General features: G+C 58.6%; 15 protein-coding genes. 8 read left to right on the plus strand and 7 right to left on the minus strand.

The features are described from left to right. Positions 1-100: 100 nt before the first annotated feature. The 4 genes from IMCC20628_RS04975 to IMCC20628_RS04990 all read left to right on the plus strand — a co-directional run bounded on the left by IMCC20628_RS04975 (position 101) and on the right by IMCC20628_RS04990 (position 6,535). Positions 101-646: a DUF924 family protein gene (locus IMCC20628_RS04975; protein WP_047029295.1), complete on the plus strand. Its 546-nt coding sequence runs from the start codon at positions 101-103 to the stop codon at positions 644-646. Between the two features lie 123 nt (positions 647-769). Next, positions 770-3,397, plus strand: a complete 2,628-nt coding sequence (locus IMCC20628_RS04980; protein WP_047029296.1) for a mechanosensitive ion channel domain-containing protein — start codon at positions 770-772, stop codon at positions 3,395-3,397. Between the two features lie 115 nt (positions 3,398-3,512). Next, positions 3,513-3,776 (plus strand): hypothetical protein, encoded by a 264-nt coding sequence (locus tag IMCC20628_RS04985; protein ID WP_047029297.1) that lies wholly within the window; start codon positions 3,513-3,515, stop codon positions 3,774-3,776. A 197-nt stretch (positions 3,777-3,973) separates the two neighbouring features. Further along, positions 3,974-6,535: an FAD-dependent oxidoreductase gene (locus tag IMCC20628_RS04990; RefSeq protein WP_047029298.1), complete on the plus strand. Its 2,562-nt coding sequence runs from the start codon at positions 3,974-3,976 to the stop codon at positions 6,533-6,535. Here the strand turns inward: IMCC20628_RS04990 and IMCC20628_RS24595 are convergent. Next, the gene (locus tag IMCC20628_RS24595; RefSeq protein WP_047029299.1) at positions 6,519-6,707 is read right to left on the minus strand and encodes a hypothetical protein; all 189 of its coding nucleotides are present in this window, start codon (positions 6,705-6,707) and stop codon (positions 6,519-6,521) included. The two genes, IMCC20628_RS04990 and IMCC20628_RS24595, sit on opposite strands and share 17 nt — an antisense overlap. On the opposite strand from IMCC20628_RS24595, the gene IMCC20628_RS05000 reads away from it, so the two are divergent. Both IMCC20628_RS05000 and IMCC20628_RS05005 read left to right on the plus strand, forming a co-directional pair. Continuing rightward, on the plus strand, positions 6,706-7,539 hold the full coding sequence (locus IMCC20628_RS05000) for a DUF1194 domain-containing protein (RefSeq protein WP_047029300.1): 834 nt from the start codon (positions 6,706-6,708) through the stop codon (positions 7,537-7,539). The two genes, IMCC20628_RS24595 and IMCC20628_RS05000, sit on opposite strands and share 2 nt — an antisense overlap. Before the next feature lie 126 nt (positions 7,540-7,665). Beyond that, positions 7,666-8,994 carry a diguanylate cyclase gene (locus IMCC20628_RS05005; RefSeq protein ID WP_047029301.1) on the plus strand — a complete coding sequence of 443 codons (1,329 nt, stop codon included), beginning with the start codon at positions 7,666-7,668 and terminating at the stop codon, positions 8,992-8,994. 56 nt (positions 8,995-9,050) lie between these two features. Here the strand turns inward: IMCC20628_RS05005 and IMCC20628_RS05010 are convergent, their stop codons facing one another. Then, positions 9,051-10,052: a GlxA family transcriptional regulator gene (locus tag IMCC20628_RS05010; protein WP_047032269.1), complete on the minus strand. Its 1,002-nt coding sequence runs from the start codon at positions 10,050-10,052 to the stop codon at positions 9,051-9,053. 117 nt (positions 10,053-10,169) lie between these two features. Continuing rightward, a complete protein-coding gene (locus IMCC20628_RS25020) occupies positions 10,170-10,361 on the minus strand; it encodes a hypothetical protein (protein ID WP_156174411.1) in 192 nt (63 codons plus the stop codon). Positions 10,362-10,479: 118 nt separating this feature from the next. Between IMCC20628_RS25020 and IMCC20628_RS05020 the strand changes: the two genes are divergently transcribed. Beyond that, a complete protein-coding gene (locus IMCC20628_RS05020) occupies positions 10,480-11,382 on the plus strand; it encodes a LysR family transcriptional regulator (protein WP_047029303.1) in 903 nt (300 codons plus the stop codon). 124 nt (positions 11,383-11,506) lie between these two features. Further along, complete coding sequence (locus IMCC20628_RS05025; protein WP_047029304.1) at positions 11,507-11,872, plus strand: SH3 domain-containing protein; 366 nt, start codon at positions 11,507-11,509, stop codon at positions 11,870-11,872. Between the two features lie 54 nt (positions 11,873-11,926). On the opposite strand, the gene IMCC20628_RS05030 is transcribed toward IMCC20628_RS05025, so the two are convergent. The 4 genes from IMCC20628_RS05030 to IMCC20628_RS05040 form a co-directional block, all read right to left on the minus strand. Then, on the minus strand, positions 11,927-13,117 hold the full coding sequence (locus tag IMCC20628_RS05030) for an MFS transporter (RefSeq protein ID WP_052766604.1): 1,191 nt from the start codon (positions 13,115-13,117) through the stop codon (positions 11,927-11,929). A gap of 100 nt (positions 13,118-13,217) precedes the next feature. After that, entirely contained in the window at positions 13,218-13,436 is a 219-nt protein-coding gene (locus IMCC20628_RS25570; RefSeq protein WP_082128015.1) for a GDCCVxC domain-containing (seleno)protein, read from the minus strand. Beyond that, a complete protein-coding gene (merF, locus tag IMCC20628_RS05035) occupies positions 13,433-13,636 on the minus strand; it encodes a mercury resistance system transport protein MerF (RefSeq protein WP_047029305.1) in 204 nt (67 codons plus the stop codon). The genes IMCC20628_RS25570 and merF overlap by 4 nt, the downstream gene beginning before the upstream one ends. A 96-nt stretch (positions 13,637-13,732) precedes the next feature. After that, on the minus strand, positions 13,733-15,775 hold the full coding sequence (locus tag IMCC20628_RS05040) for an ASKHA domain-containing protein (RefSeq protein ID WP_156174412.1): 2,043 nt from the start codon (positions 15,773-15,775) through the stop codon (positions 13,733-13,735). Positions 15,776-15,782: the final 7 nt, after the last annotated feature.

Below are 15,782 nucleotides of genomic sequence, written 5' to 3' on the forward strand. Positions count from 1 at the left end.
CCGCGTGAACCACGATTTACGGTAGAAATTGAGCTGTGGATGGTTAAAGTCCTGCCGGCAATCAAATCAGCTCAGAGATTGACACAAAACAGGATTTCCAATGACCGAAACACCCGACAGCGTCCTCAAATTCTGGTTTGAAGAACTCACGAGCAAGGACTGGTTCGTCAAGAGCGACGAGATCGACCGCCTTGTCACCGAGCGTTTTGCGGCGTTGCATCTGGCACAATCACGCGAAGTGACGGCCGAGTGGCGCGCGACGCCCGAGGCACGGCTGGCGCGGATCATCGTTCTCGACCAGTTTCCGCGCAACATCTATCGCGGTTCGCCACTGTCTTTTGCCACCGATCGTCTGGCCCTGAATGCCGCCAAGGCGGCCATTGCTGTGGGCGCCGATGCCGCCACACCGGAAAATCGCCGGATTTTTTTCTACATGCCATTCGAGCATGCGGAAAGTCTCGAGGAGCAGGCTCGTGCGGTGGCGCTGTGCGAAGCGCTCGGTAATGAAAATTATCTGGATTATGCGCTCAAGCATCAGGCTGTGATCAAGCGTTTTGACCGTTTCCCGCACCGCAATCCAATTCTGGGGCGAACGTCGACCCCTGAGGAAGAAGCCTATCTGGCCGAACCCGGTGCAGGATTCTAGTCTCGCCAGCATTCATTTTCATCAAAATGCCGGGCCGGGGCAGGTCGCCTTGCCTTTGCGGCATTTGAGATGTTGCGCGAGCCTGTTAAAGATACCCAGACTTCGCAACCGAATAGGATATTCATGCGCTTTGACTGGTTGAAGGCTGCTTTGCTGAGCGCTGTGGTTCTGATCGGAACCGGCGTTGCTGCCCATTCCCAATCTGCTGTCCAAACTGAACCAGCGGGTGCCGAGCCGGCGATCGCGGAGCAGGTTGCAACTGCGCCCGCCACGGCAGTGGCCTCGCCTATCGTCATTGCGGCGGAAGAAAAGCTGGCCGCTGCGGAAATGGATATCGCTCGGCTAGGCAAGCGGGTTGAGGAAAGCACCGAGAATGACACCGCCTTGGTGGACCTGAAGCTCGAAATTGAGACGCTGGCGCGCTCCATGCTCGATATTGGTGTCTCCTTGCGGCCGCGAATGACGGAAATCAAGGCCCGGCTGGAGCAGCTTGGCGCGTCTCCTGGGGAGGGTGAAGCGCCCGAACCCGACGCCATTGTCGCCGAACGTAACCGTCTCAATGAAGAACGCGCGCTGATCAACACGCTGACCGGCAGAGCCGAGGCGGTTTCGGTCAGGGCCAACGATCTTGGCAACAGGATCACCGAAGCGCGCCGGGACCTGTTTTCCAACACCCTGTTCAAGCGTACGGAAATCAGTCCCTCGATGTTGTCGGAATCGCTGGTTGCGATGGATGGGGAATGGACTGATCTGGTTCGAACCTATGGCTCCTGGGGGAGGTTCGTACTGGCGTTCAAATGGCAAGCGTTGCTGGGCTGGGCTTTTTTCTCTCTGCTTGCTGCGTTGGTGTTCGTGCCGGGTGCCTACCGACTGTTTGGCGGATTGATCGACCGTGATCCGAGCGATGAGGATCCGGCCTACACAAGCCGGCTGTCGGTTGCCTTCTGGTCGACCATAATCCCGACAATCGCCATGACCGCGCTGGCGGGCACAATCTATGGGCTGCTCCAGAGCTTTGCGATTTTGCGTGGCGATGTCGCCCCGGTGATTTCCAGCATGCTGGCGATCGTGGTGGCGATTTTCTTCGTCAGCAAACTGGCGCGCGGTATATTGGCACCGAAAATGCCTGCCTGGCGTCTGGTCAACGTTTCCAATGGCGGCGCCCGAGTTCTCTACCTTTTGGTGGTGGCGATGGTGTTCGTCAACGGGTTCGACTTTGTCGAGGATCAAATGAGTCAGTCGCTCGGATCGCCCGTGGTGCTGACTGTGTTCAAGGGCATCATCTCGGTGTTCATGATGGCGCTCATCCTGATCGCCATGGCGATGGTCAAGCCGATGGTTGCCAAATCCGGAGATCCGGCGGACCCGGGTGAACCCTGGCCGCGGGTGATTTCGGTGACGCTGCTCGTCGCCGGTTTCGGATTGATGGCGACAGCGTCTTTGGGTTATGTCGGCTTGGCACGATTTGCCGCGACCCAGATCGTGGTCACCGGTGCCATTTTGACGACCATGTATATTGGCTATCTTTCAGCCCGGGCAATCTCCGAAGAGGGTGCATTTGCCCATACCATCATCGGGCGGCGGATCGAAACCAAGTACCAGCCGGGTCATGTGGCGCTTGACCGCTCGGGGCTGGCGGCGGGTTTGCTGATCAATCTGCTTGTGCTGTTGCTTGGCGTGCCGCTGATCCTGTTGCTGTGGGGCTTTCAGGTTCAGGATATCGAACTCTGGTTCTACCGCATCCTGACCGAAATCCGCATCGGCGGCATTACCATTTCGCTGGTGGGAATCTTCTTCGGTGTTTTGCTCTTCATCGTTGGCTTGCTCGCAACCCGCTGGTTCCAGCGTTGGCTTGATGGCAGCGTTATGGCGCGCGGCAGCATGGAATCCGGCGTGCGCAACTCAATCAAGATCGGCGTTGGTTATCTCGGCGTGGCCCTGGCCGGACTGATCGGAATTTCAGCCGCAGGTATTGATCTGTCGAGCCTGGCCCTGGTGGCCGGTGCGTTGTCGCTGGGCATTGGTTTTGGCCTTCAGAATATTGTCAGCAACTTTGTCTCGGGTCTCATCCTGCTGGCCGAACGGCCGTTCAAGGTTGGCGACTGGGTGGTGACGGGATCCACCGAGGGGTTCGTCAAGAAAATCTCGGTTAGGGCCACGGAGATTGAAACATTTTCGCGTCAGTCGATCATCGTGCCCAATTCGGAGCTGATCAATGCGCCGGTCGGCAACTGGACCCATCGCAACAAGCTTGGCCGTGTCGAGGTGCCGATTGGTGTGAGCTATGATGCTGATCCCCGCCGCGTCATTGAAATTCTCGAGGAGGTCGTGCGTAGCCATGACCTGGTTCTCAACTTCCCTGCGCCGGCGGTGTTCTTCATGAATTTTGGCGATTCATCGCTCGATTTCGAGATCAAGGCGCATATCGCCGATGTGCTTAACGGGATGACCGTGCGAACCGAATTGCGATTGCGCATTTTTGAACGCTTGAAAGCCGAAGGGATTGAAATTCCGTTCCCGCAACGCGATCTGAATATCAAGCTGGGCGATCAGGACGAACCGCTCACGGTGCTGAGAGAAAAACTGATGGAACGAAAGCCGAAACTCGCCACGCCACCCGAGCCAGCTGTAACGGGTGTGACGGCAGATACGGAGACCTCGGTCAAGAAACCGGCCAAGCGCCGGAAACCGACAAAGGCCGGGCAGGACTCGATGGGAGATGGGTCAGGTCCCGAGGGAGGCGACCGGTGAACCATATTCGTTCAGACTGCATTCAGTTTCGCGATGCTAGAAGTTCATCCATACTGGGCCACCACTGGCTCGACAGTGTTTCAACAAGGAGCGGCGATCAGATCGCCGGATGCCCATGAAAACTATCATAATCGGATTTGCAGTGAGTTTGGCGATGATCGGCAGCGCGGCCGCCGCAACCGTCACCAACAAGGATGACCAATCTCAGGTGCTCATTGTCACTGACGGCGGAAACAAGATCGACCTGGTGGTCGAGGCTGGCGCCACAGTGAATTTCTGTCCCGCAGGCTGTTTCGTGACGATGCCGTCCGGTGATCGCGAAACACTCGCCGGCAGCGAGAGCATCGAAATCGTCAATGGCAGCGCGGTGATCAAGTAAAGCCGTGATGTCGTTGTCAGAGAAACCGGGGCGCGATCCGCAAGGGTCGCGCCCTTTTGTTGTGCTGGATGGGGCGCGACCTTGCAGCACCTCAACCTGCCACTGGTCGTGCAGCATGTGATTAATGTCGTAGACAGGCTCTGGTTTTGTGGAGACAGATCATAAATTCTGTTTAAAGCGCAATCAGGGTAGAGACAATGGCAGAGTTTCCGAAACAGGCAAAGGTCGTCATCATCGGCGTGGGCGGCATTGTTGGCGCCTCCATCGCGCACCATCTCATCGAGCGCGGCTGGGACGACATTGTCGGCATCGACAAGTCCGGCGTGCCCACCGATATCGGCTCGACAGCCCATGCATCGGACTTCTGCTACACGACAAGCCACGACTATCTTTCTGTCTGGACGACGCAGTACTCAATCGATTTCTTCGAGAAGATGGGCCATTACGCCCGCATCGGCGGTCTGGAAATCGTGCGCGCCGGCGACGATGCATGGATGGAAGAAATCAAGCGCAAGATTTCCTCCGGCAAGGCGTTTGGCACGCGCGCCAGTTTTATCGGTCCCGCCGAGGTGAAAACAAAATTCCCGCTGGTCGAAGAAGAGATGGTGGCCGGAGCCTTGTGGGATCCGGACGCCGGGCTTGTGATCCCGCGCTCGCAGACGGTTGCCGGCAAACTCGTCGATGCAGCCGAGAAGACCGGCAAGCTGAACGTCTTCGCCAACACGCCTGCCCAGTCGCTGATTGTCGAGGGCGGACGGATCAAGGGCGTCGTCACCCATCGCGGCACCATCATGGCCGATCATGTCATCGTCTGCGCCGGCATCTGGGGACGCCTGATCGCCGAAATGGTGGGCGAAGACCTGCCGGTCATGCCGGTCGATCATCCGCTGACATTCTTCGGACCCTACAATGAATTCGAAGGCACCGGCAAGGATATCGGCTGGCCGCTGATGCGCGACCAGGGCAATTCGGCCTATATGCGCGACACCGGCGATCCGAAGACCGCAGAGGGTGGTCAGATCGAGTGGGGTTACTACGAGACCGACAACCCGCGGCTGTGCCATCCGCGCGACATTCTGGAAAAGAACGAAGCGCGGCTGTCTCCGTCGCAGCGCGATCTCGACATGGAGCAGATCATCGAACCGCTCGAGCGGGCCATGGAGCTCACTCCGATCCTCGGCGAACTCGGCTACAACGAAGGTCATTCCTTCAACGGTCTGCTGCAGGTATCGGCCGCCGGTGGCGCCTCCTGCGGTGAAAGCCAGAAGGTGCGCGGGCTTTGGTATTGCGTCGCCATCTGGGTCAAGGACGCGCCGGGCTACGGCAAGCTGATCGCCGACTGGATGACCGATGGCCGCACCGAGATCGATCACAACTCGATCGATTACGCGCGTTTCTATCCGCATCAGATGACCGAGGAATTCATCGAGAACCGCTGCTATGAGGCGGCGCAGAAGATCTATTTCCCGGCCATCCATCCGCGCGAGCCCTATGCCAAGAGCCGCGGCGTCAAGCGTTCGCCCTTCAACGAGCGCGAAGTCGAGCTTGGCGGTCATTTCATGGAGCTTGGCGGCTGGGAACGGGCGCATGGCTACGCGTCCAACGCTCATCTGCTCGAAAAATTCGGCGACCGTGTTCCGGTCCGTGAGAACGAATGGGACAACCGCCACTTCTGGCGTGTGTCCAATGCCGAGCATCTGCAATTGACCGAAGACTGCGGCATCATCAACCTGTCGCATTTCCACATGGTCGACATCGAGGGGCCGGATCATGTTGCGCTGATGGAGTGGCTGTGCGCGGCCAAGATCGGTGGCGACACCAATATCGGCAAGGGCATCTACACCCACTTCCTCGATGACGAGGGCATGGTGCGGGCCGATTTCACGGTGATTCGCATGGCTGATCGCTGCCGATTGATCAACGGAGCAGACGCCGGCCCGCGGGATTTCCACTACATACGCCGCATGGCCGAGGACAAGGGCTTCGACGTGACCATCACCGATGTCACCGAGGCCTACACCACCATCGGCATCTGGGGCCCGGACGCCCGCGAAACACTGAAGAAAGTCGTTGCCGATCCGGCTGGTCTTGATGTCGAAAACTTCGCCTTCGCAGCCATCAAGCCGATCGAGATTGCCGGCAAGACGGTATCCGCTTTCCGGCTCTCCTATGTCGGTGAGCAGGGGTGGGAATTGCACATGAAGTTCGAGGACGGCCTGGCTGTCTGGGATGCGCTTCGGTCAACCGGTGTCACGCCGGTCGGTGTCGAGACCTACGCAAACTCCCGTCGCATGGAAAAGAGCCTGCGTCTGCAGAACGCCGATCTTCTGACCCAGTACAATCTGATCGAAGCCGACCTTGCCCGCCCGAAGGTCAAGGAAGCCGATTTCCGCGGCAAGGCCAAACACCTTGAATACAAGGCGCGCGAGCATCAACCGGCAATGCTTTGCACATTGGTGATGACCGACAATGTCGATGCAAAGGGCGTGGCCCGCTACCCGGTCGGCGCCATGCCGGTGATCGACCCGGAGACGGGCAGGACGCTGGTCGATGAATTGGGCCGCATCTCCTACACGACATCAGTCGCCTACGGTCCGACCATCGGCAAGAACATCGCGCTCGCCTATCTGCCATGGGACTACTGCCAGGTGGGGCGCAAGCTCGATGTCGAGTACTTCAGCGAGACCTATCCGGTTGAAGTGGCGGCAGTCGGCTACAAGCCGCTTTACGACCCGGAAAATCTCAAACCGCGCAGCTGATCGAGACGACGTCAACCAAGGCCGCGCCGCTCTGCCAGAGTTGCGCGGCTTTTTTGCTCGGGCGGTTTGCCCATCGGGTGGTCGGGTTGATTGGCAGCGCAGCTTCTGTCTGAGGACTAAATCCGGCGCAATTCTTCTCGACGTTCCGCACTGCCATGGTAAAATGCGCCATGACAACGTGGTCCAGGGCAGTTCTGGTGATGGCAGGCGTGTTTGTGGCATCTCCGGGTGCCGGTGCGCGTGAGCCCGTCGATGTCGCCCTGGTGCTGGCGGTGGATGTGTCGCGCTCGATGTCTCCTCGGGAACTGGAAATCCAGCGCGAAGGCTATGCTGCGGCGCTCAATCATCCTGATGTGGTTCGCGCCATCGCCCAGGGAGCTTATGGCCGCATAGCCATCACCATGTTCGAATGGGCCGGCACCACCGCGATTCGCGAGGTTTTCGACTGGACAATTGTGGAGACGGGGGCCGATGCCGACGCGTTGTCGGAGATCGTCTTGAAATCCAATCCAAGCGGACTGCGCCGCACCTCGATTTCCGGAGCGATCCTGCACGGGATCAAGCGACTGGAGGCCGCACCGTTCGAGGGGTTCCGGAAGGTCATCGATGTTTCGGGTGATGGACCGAACAATCAGGGCGACCCGGTTCTGGATGCGCGGGAGGCTGCAGTGTCGAGGCGGATTGTCATCAACGGATTGCCCTTGATGACCAGCGATGGTCCAGGCAATGGGTTCAATATTGCAGATCTCGATACCTATTATAGCGAATGTGTGATTGGCGGTCCGGGCAGCTTTCTGGTGCCGGTGAGCGGTTGGGATCAGTTTCCTGAAGCCATCCGTCGCAAGCTGGTTTTGGAAATTGGCGGCCTGCCAGCCTCTGCGGACCGGGCCATTCCGGCCCAGTTCTCTCCAAATCAACCATTGCGCGGGCTGTCTGAGCCTTATGACTGCCTGATTGGCGAAAAAATCTGGGATCAGCGGCAATGGATGTTCGACGACAGGTAGATACCCCCTCCGACAGCGGAGAATTCTGATCGGCTGATTGGTGACCGGCATTTGGCGATGTTAACGAAATCGAGAAGCATCGCGTCTAATACTTGCCTGAAGTTTACTTTTTTGCGGATATTTCGCGTGCCCTTCAGAAAACCGGAACAAATCAGAGAGGCCGACAAAGGCTTTGAAGGATCGGAAATCCTGCTGGTCGAGGATTCGCGAGCCTATACGGTCGCATTAAGGAAGCGCCTCGAAACCGACTATGGAATGAAGGTAACAAGTTGCGCCACGCTTGAATTGCTGGCCTCGGCGCTTGAGGAAAATCCGGACAGGTTCACGCTGTCACTGATTGACCTCAACCTTCCCGGAACGCCGTCAGGCGAGGCGTTGGATCTGGTGTCGGCCAAAAATGTGCCGGCCATCCTGTTCACATCGAACGCCTCGGATCTCAGGCGCAAACAGGTTTTGACCAAGCAGTTCGCCGATTATGTTCTCAAGGATGGCCAGAAGGGGATTGAACGCCTGATAGAGGCCACCGTTCGCATTCTGTCCAATCGGAGCGCTCATATTCTGATTGTTGATGATTCGGCACTCATGCGAGACATGTTGAGCGAACAATTGTTGAGCCAGCTTTACCGGGTGACCAGTGTTGCAAGCAGCAGGCAGGCGCTGGAGGTGCTGGACGAGAACACTGAGTTTGATCTCGCCCTGATCAACCATCTCATGCCGGAAATGAACGGCTTGGCGCTGGTTGAGCAAATTCGCAGCCGCACCGAACTCGACGATATGCGGATTATCGGTGTCTCCACGCTTGAAGACAAGTCCCTGGCGGCGCGGTTCCTGCGTGCCGGGGCCAATGACTTCCTGATTCAGCCGTTGGTGATTGAGGAACTGCGTGGGCGCGTGGCCCAGAATATTGAAATTTCCAGTCAAATCGGCAAGCTGCGGGAACTCGCGGCCCGAGACTATCTGACCGGAATCTATAACCGTCGTCATTTTTTTGAGAATGGCCCGCGCAGGGTTGCTCTGAGCCGTAAGCAGGGGCGGGGGCAGGCGCTTGCCATCGTCGATATCGATCATTTCAAGCTTATCAACGACACCTATGGCCACGAGGTCGGCGACGTTGTGCTCAAGGCCGTTGCCTGCCAGTTGAGAAAATATTGTGGGCATAGCCATTTGCTGTCACGCATGGGCGGCGAGGAGTTTGGCATCCTGATTTCCGATTGCAGCTTCGCCGATGCCCGCCGTTTCTGCGAGTTTGTCCGGTATGCAATTGAATTTTTGCTGATCAAGACGGATGACGGCGACGTCAAGGTCACGGTCTCCATTGGGCTTGCCGAAATTGCCGACAAGGAAAGCTTTGACAACTATCTCAATGCTGCTGACCAGTTCCTCTACATGGCAAAAAGCGCCGGCCGCAATCGCGTGTTCTCCGAAACCGACCTGGCTGTTCGCGCAGTCGCCTGACGCCAGCCGGAATGATCCTGCCTTCTGATCTTCCAAAGCTCAGGAAAAGCTCTAACTCAGGCCGCCGTGAGATATTGTTTGCGATCGGCGCGCTCTTGCTGCGGTGACCGGTTGTAGAGTTCACGATAGCATTTGGAGAAATGCGAGGCGGAAACGAAGCCGCAGGCAACCGCCACCTCGACAACAGGCATCGGTGACTGGATCAGCAGATGCCGGGCTCGATCAAGCCGGATTTCCAGATAATAGCGCGCCGGTGACCGCCCCATCTCCTGGCGAAACAGGCGCTCGATCTGGCGTCGCGACAGACCGGCGTCGTCGGCAATCTCGATGAGCGACAAGGGTTCGGACAGGTTCGCTTCCATCAATTCGATGATCGACAGCACCTTGGCGTTTTGAACTCCGAGGCGGGCGCGCAACGGCAACCGTTGGCGGTCATGGGCGTTGCGGACCCGGTCGGTTAGTGCCATTTCACAGATGCGGTTGACCAGCGTTTCGTCATGATCCTCGCCGATCAGGCTCAACATCATGTCAAGTGCTGCGGTTCCGCCGGCACAGGTGTGAATGGTCCCGTCGATTTCATAGAGATCGGCAAAGACATTTGCCTTGGGGAAGGCTTCAGCGAAGCCCGGCAGGTTCTCCCAATGGATGGCGCAGCGACGGCCCGAAAGCAGTCCGGCCATCGCCAGAATATGGGCGCCGGTGCACAAGCCGCCGACGGCAACGCCGCGATTGTGCTCTTCGCGCAGCCAGGCCAGAACCGACTTGTTGTTGAACCGTTCGACATTGGCGCCCGAACAGACGAACACCATGGACGGGCGGTTTTCGCCAGACAGGCTGCGTCGCTCATCGGCAAGCGAGGTGTTGACGGCCACCGTGACCTGATTTGAAGCGCTGACCGGTTCACCGTCATGGGAGGTCAAGCGCCATTTGTAGCAGTCATAACCCAACATCCGATTGGCCAGCCGCAATGGTTCGATTGCCATCGAAAAGGCAATCATTGAAAAATCCGGAACCATAAAGAAAACGATCGAACGTTTCTGCTTATTCTGTGAAGACATGCCCGAATCCCGTTGCGGGCTCTCCGAAAAGGCCCATGTCGCGATCAGGCCATAAATATTACGCATTGTCACTGGGATCAAAGCGAAATTTGTTGGCTTGCGACATGGGTCCTGCAGTTATCCCGGCATGGGACGGGCATGGAGATCGCTTTGCGTCCTTCCTGCGCAACCATGTTCAACCGCGGCGGGCCATCCGATGTCCTTTTGCAGTTCGACAGGAAGGCTGCCCAGCATGCACTCCATCGCCGCCCGCTTGCGGTTGGCGCGCCATTGCCGGGCATGGCGGGCGATCTGTGCGAAATCAAACATAGTCGTGTCTCCTGTTTCCGTGTTGACCAGTCAGACTGGATTGACATGAACATCGCTCCGATGCATGAATCAATCAAACGAAATGAATTGACCTCATCGATCAATGGAATTGAATGATATGAATGCTCCCCTCACTCATCCGCTGCTGATGCTGGACCCGGACGTGCTGCGCAGTTTTGTTGCTATTGCCGAAACCGGAAGCTTCACCGCCGCGGCGGCGCGGATATTCCGCACGCCATCGGCTGTGTCGATGCAGATCAAGCGGCTTGAAGAGCAACTGGGCGTGTCGGTGTTCTTGCGCGATGCGCGGAATGTATCACTGACCCATGATGGCGAAGTGCTGCTCGGATATGCACGGCGGCTGATTGCGCTCAACCGGGAGGCCATTTCGCGGTTTGTCACCTCGGATGTGACGGGAGTGGTGCGGATCGGGTCGCCGTCGGATTATGGCGAGGCGGTGCTTCCGAGCGTGCTCAAGCAGTTTGCCAAATCGCATCCGTCGGTGGTTGTCGATGTGGTGATTGACCAGTCCTCCAGCCTGCTCAAGCGCTTTGCATCTGGACACATCGACATCGTCCTCTTGAGTTGCATGGAAAGCCAGACTCCCGAACCAGGCGAAGTGGTCATGACAGATGATATTGTCTGGGCTGGCGCCAAAGGCGGGCAGGCCTATTTGATGGATCCGCTACCCTTGTCAATGTGGGACGAAGGATGTGTCTGGAGAGAAAGAGCGCTCTCATCTCTGGAGAAAGTGAAGCGGTCATACCGAGTGGCGTTCATGACGTCGCATATGGCCGGGCAGCGGGCAGCGATTTTGTCCGACCTTGCCATCGCACCACTGGGCAGGAGTTTCATCGGATCGGATATCCAGATACTTGACGAAGATTGTGGGCTCCCGGCGCCGGGACAGTATCAATTGCTGCTCAAGGTCGCTGCTGATCCTTCGGCACCGGTTTGTGCCCTCAGTGACCATTTTCGCGCCGGATTCGAACGGTTCAGGCAAACCGGCTCGTTCGATTGAAACAGGAAAACAGTTTCGAAAAATGAACGCTGTGTGAAGGCGCCGTTCAGGTGCCGCACAGGCGGACGCATGTAGGGTGCTGACATTGAAGCATTCCACACTGTGTCACCAAGGGAGAGAGAACATGAAATCATCCATCAAGGTCCTGCTGGCAGTCGCTGCGGCAGTTGTCACATCCGCCACCATTCCGGCCATGTCGTCGGCATTCACCGCCGGGACGATAACGGCGATTGCGCCCGATGACGCGCTCAACATCCGCAAATGGCCCTCGGTGAAGTCGCAGATCATTGACGCTTATCGGCTCAATGAGCCAATCAGCCTGACCGGACGCTGCAAGAACATCACCACCAATATCTCCCTCCGGATTGACGGACGGGGATCGTCGAGACGGCATTACAGGATGATGAAGGCGGCCAATGTCTGGTGCCAGGTGATGACCAATGATGCCGAAACCGGCTGGGCGCGCGGCAAGTACATCTGGCCACAATAAGGTTATCCGAGGTCTTGAGACAATGGCGGCAGAGCCAGATATCCTGAACGCAGATTACATGGCTGAATGTTCTCGGCCCTGCGTTCGGGCCCGGCTCCGCGCCATTGCCATATGCACCAGAATGGCAGCAGCATAACAGATGATCAGTAAGGCCGGGAGACCGGCAGCGGCGCCAGTCGACGTAACAGCCAGCAACGCGGGGGTGCCAAGCGCATTGCCGATATTGCCGGTCTGGGCGATGCCGCCATTGGCCAGCGCCCGGTCGGGCAGGGTTGCGTTGAGTTGCGGTACGGCCGCGAAGCTGGCGCCCTGAACCAGGCCCAGGGCCGCAAACAGTGCAATGAACAGCCAGGCGCTGGGCCCTGCCCATAAAAACACCAACACCAGCACGATGGCGGTCACAAATCCGGCGATGATAACGTTGACGGCGGACATGTGCCTGAGCAGCATGTTGCCGATGCTCATGGATGACGCGATGCTGGCTAGCGGCATGGCTGCAGCGACAAATGGACGTTGCGCCGGATCGACCATCGACGGAAGGATGGCGATCATGGAGACAAAGGTAAGTGTGTAGAACAGCCAGCCAAGCGCCGGCGCGGCGATGTAGGGCGAGGAATAGACGGCAATGTGACGGCGGGCGATATCTGCCAAGGAAGGCCAGGGCGGCGTGTCGCGCCGGTCTGGCGCCGGCAACGCGACTGCGAGAAGTACGGCGAGTGTCGCCATGTAGACTGCATGGATCGCCGGCAATCCAGCGAGACCAAAGGCTTGAAGAATGAGGGGTGCGGTGAGCGCCACGCCAGCAAAGGCGACGCTGAAATAGGATCCCCACAAGGTCAGCGCCATGGCCTGATGACGATGTGCGCTCAGTTGTGCGATCAGTGTGGGGGCGGAGACGACAATTGCCAGATGTGAGAGCCCCTCAAGCAACCGGCTCGCCAGCATCGCCTCGAACCCGGGCAGGGTTGCCTGCCAGACGGAAATCGCTGCGCCCAGAATCAGACCCGACAAGAGCAACCGGCGTATGCCGACCTGGATGCCGATAATGCCGGCAACCAGCCCCAGCAACATGCCGACAACGGAGATCAGGGATACAAGATAGCCCGAGATGGCGCCGGTTTGACCGTAAAAGGCTTGCAGCTCAGGGAAAATGATCACTATCTTGGCGAATTGCGCCGCAGCCCCAAGGCCAGCCGCCCAAAGCGCCAGCACCAGAAACAACGGTGATCGGATCACGGAGAACATGACAAACGCCGTAGACACAACTTCGATTCGGGTAAAGGCTGATCTGCCAGGATGCAGCCGTGCCGGTTGCTGCCAAACTGCAAACAGAGCACCCGGATGGTCAGGTGGCGTCAGGTGCGCAGCAGGTGTCGCCTTGCTGGATAGGTGGGCAGGCAACGGTTCCATAGGAACAGAAGACGCAGCATTCGCCGGGTTTTGGTCTCAGTAGCGCGCCACATTCCTTGCAATCATAAAACCACTGGCAAGCGTCGGTCGGCATAGTCTCCAGTTCGGCGTGACCACACAAAGGGCAGGTGATTTGCGATTGAAGTATCGTCATGCCGGCCGCCGCTTCCACAGCGCATAGGCGGTCAGCACTATGAATGCCGCCAAGGCGGGCAGCAGCACCAGATCGAGATAACCGACAGCTGCCGAGAGGCCAATCGCGCCGAGCAAGATCACCAGGATGGGGGTGAAGCAGCACAGGGCAGCTATCACTGTGCCGATTATTCCGATGCGAAGCAGGTTCTGGTTGGACATGCGATTCCTCCGAGCCGCACTGTACGGTGGCAACTGTTGGAAATCATCTCACGTCTTCGAGATCGCTTGGTACCGGGTAGCCTTTACCCTGTGTGATCAATCGCGGTTGCGGCGTCCACCACCGCGTCGGCGTCCAGCGCCGGGTTCGATGCCGGCGGCCTTGTCCGTGTCCATCGAGCGTTCGGGCAGCGTGACCACTTCGGAGAGCCTGGGGAAGGCGTCGACCTTGTTGGGGAAAGCCATGGCGTTGACGAAATGCTCCTGGAACTTGGGTTCCAGTGCGGTTTCGATTTTTTCGATCTGGGTGACGGTCAGTTCGATCTCGCGGCGGTGCGCGCGGTTGAGCAGCGCCATGCGGGCGCCGGTGCCGGCGGCGTTGCCGACAGCCTTGACCTTGTCCAGATCGCAATCGGGCACAAGTCCGAGCACGAGCGCATATTTTGGATCGATGAAGGAGCCGAAAGCGCCGGCCAGACCGATGCGGTCAACGTGGTCGATGCCCTGCTTGTCCATCAGCAATTTGACGCCGGCATAAAGTGCCGCCTTGGCCAACTGGATGGCGCGGACGTCGGTTTGCGTCACCATCAGCTTGGGTTCGGCTTCCTTCAGCAGATAGGAGAAGGTGCGACCGGTGGAGATGATGCGCGGACTTTGCGCCGCCAGTTCGCCATTGATCACGCCATCTTCGGTGATGATGCCGGCGAGGTACATTTCAGCGATGATCTCGATGATGCCGGAGCCGCAGACGCCGGTGACGCCAACCTTCTTGGCTTGCTCTTCGAAGCCGGGCTCATCGGACCAGGGTTCGATGCCGATGACCCGGTAGCGCGGTTCAAAGGTGACAGGATCGATCCGGATTCGTTCGATGGCGCCCGGTGCAGCGCGCTGGCCGCAGGAGATTTCTGCGCCTTCGAAGGCCGGGCCGGTAGGCGAGGAGGCTGCCACGGTACGTGTCGAATTGCCCAGCACGATTTCGGCATTGGTGCCGACATCGACCAGCAGCATCATCTCTTCCTGGCGGTGGGGACCTTCGGTCAGCGTTGCAGCAGCCGCATCGGCGCCAACATGGCCGGCGATGCAGGGCAGCATGTAGACGCGTGCGCCCGGATTGAGCGGAAGATCGACTTCGGAGGATTTGATGTTGACCGCGCCGGAGACGGCCAACGCAAACGGCGCGCCGCCAAGCTCGGTCGGATCAATGCCCAGGAACAGATGGTGCATGATCGGGTTGCCGACGAAGACAGCGTCGAGAATGTCGGTGCGGTCGATCTCGCCTTGTTTGCAGACATTGTCGATCAAGCCGTTCAATGCCTCGCGCACGGCATTGGTCATGCCCTCGCGGCCTTCGGGGTTCATCATCACATAGGAGACGCGACTCATCAGATCTTCGCCGAAACGGATCTGCGGGTTGGAGGTGCCTGATGATGCCAGCGTGCGGCCCGACAACAGCGACGACAGATGCATGGCGATGGTGGTCGAGCCGATGTCGCAGGCAATGCCGTAAGCCTCGTTCTTGAGGCCGGGATAGAGCGCCACCAGCGTTGCCTGTCCGCCCTCGACCGGCTCGTGGATGGCGGCGGTGACTTTCCAGTCGCCCTTGCGCAGAATCTTCTGCACTTCGCCGAGCAGATAGGTGTCGATCTGCAGTCCCTTGAAGCCCCAGTCGGCCTCGATGGCGATCAGCAGCCGGTCGAGATCGCCGAGCGGCTTGTGCATGTCGGGCTCTTCGATCTCGACATAGCACATCTGGATTGCCGGGTTGCGCTCGATGACGCGGCCGTCGGAATCCTTGCGCACCACCTGTGCATTGACCACCGCATCCTGCGGGATGTCGATGACCAGGTCGCCGAGGATTTTTGCCGAGCAGGAGAGCCGGCGTCCGGCCTTCAGATCGCGCTTTTCGGCATAGCGCACTTCATTGCCGCCAAAGGGGGTGATGTGCTCGTTGGAAGACGTAATGCCATGCTTGGCAAACACGCCTTCCTGCACGTCGACCTGGCAGCGCCCGCAGATGCCGCGACCGCCACAGACGCTTTCGACATGCACGCCCAACTGCCGCGCGGCGTCGAGCACGGGGGTGTCGGTGGGAAAGCGGCCACGCTTTCCCGAGGGCATGAACAGAACTAGGTGGTCGGTCATGGCTGGA

It is taken from the genome of Hoeflea sp. IMCC20628, assembly GCF_001011155.1.
Taxonomy (GTDB): domain Bacteria; phylum Pseudomonadota; class Alphaproteobacteria; order Rhizobiales; family Rhizobiaceae; genus Hoeflea.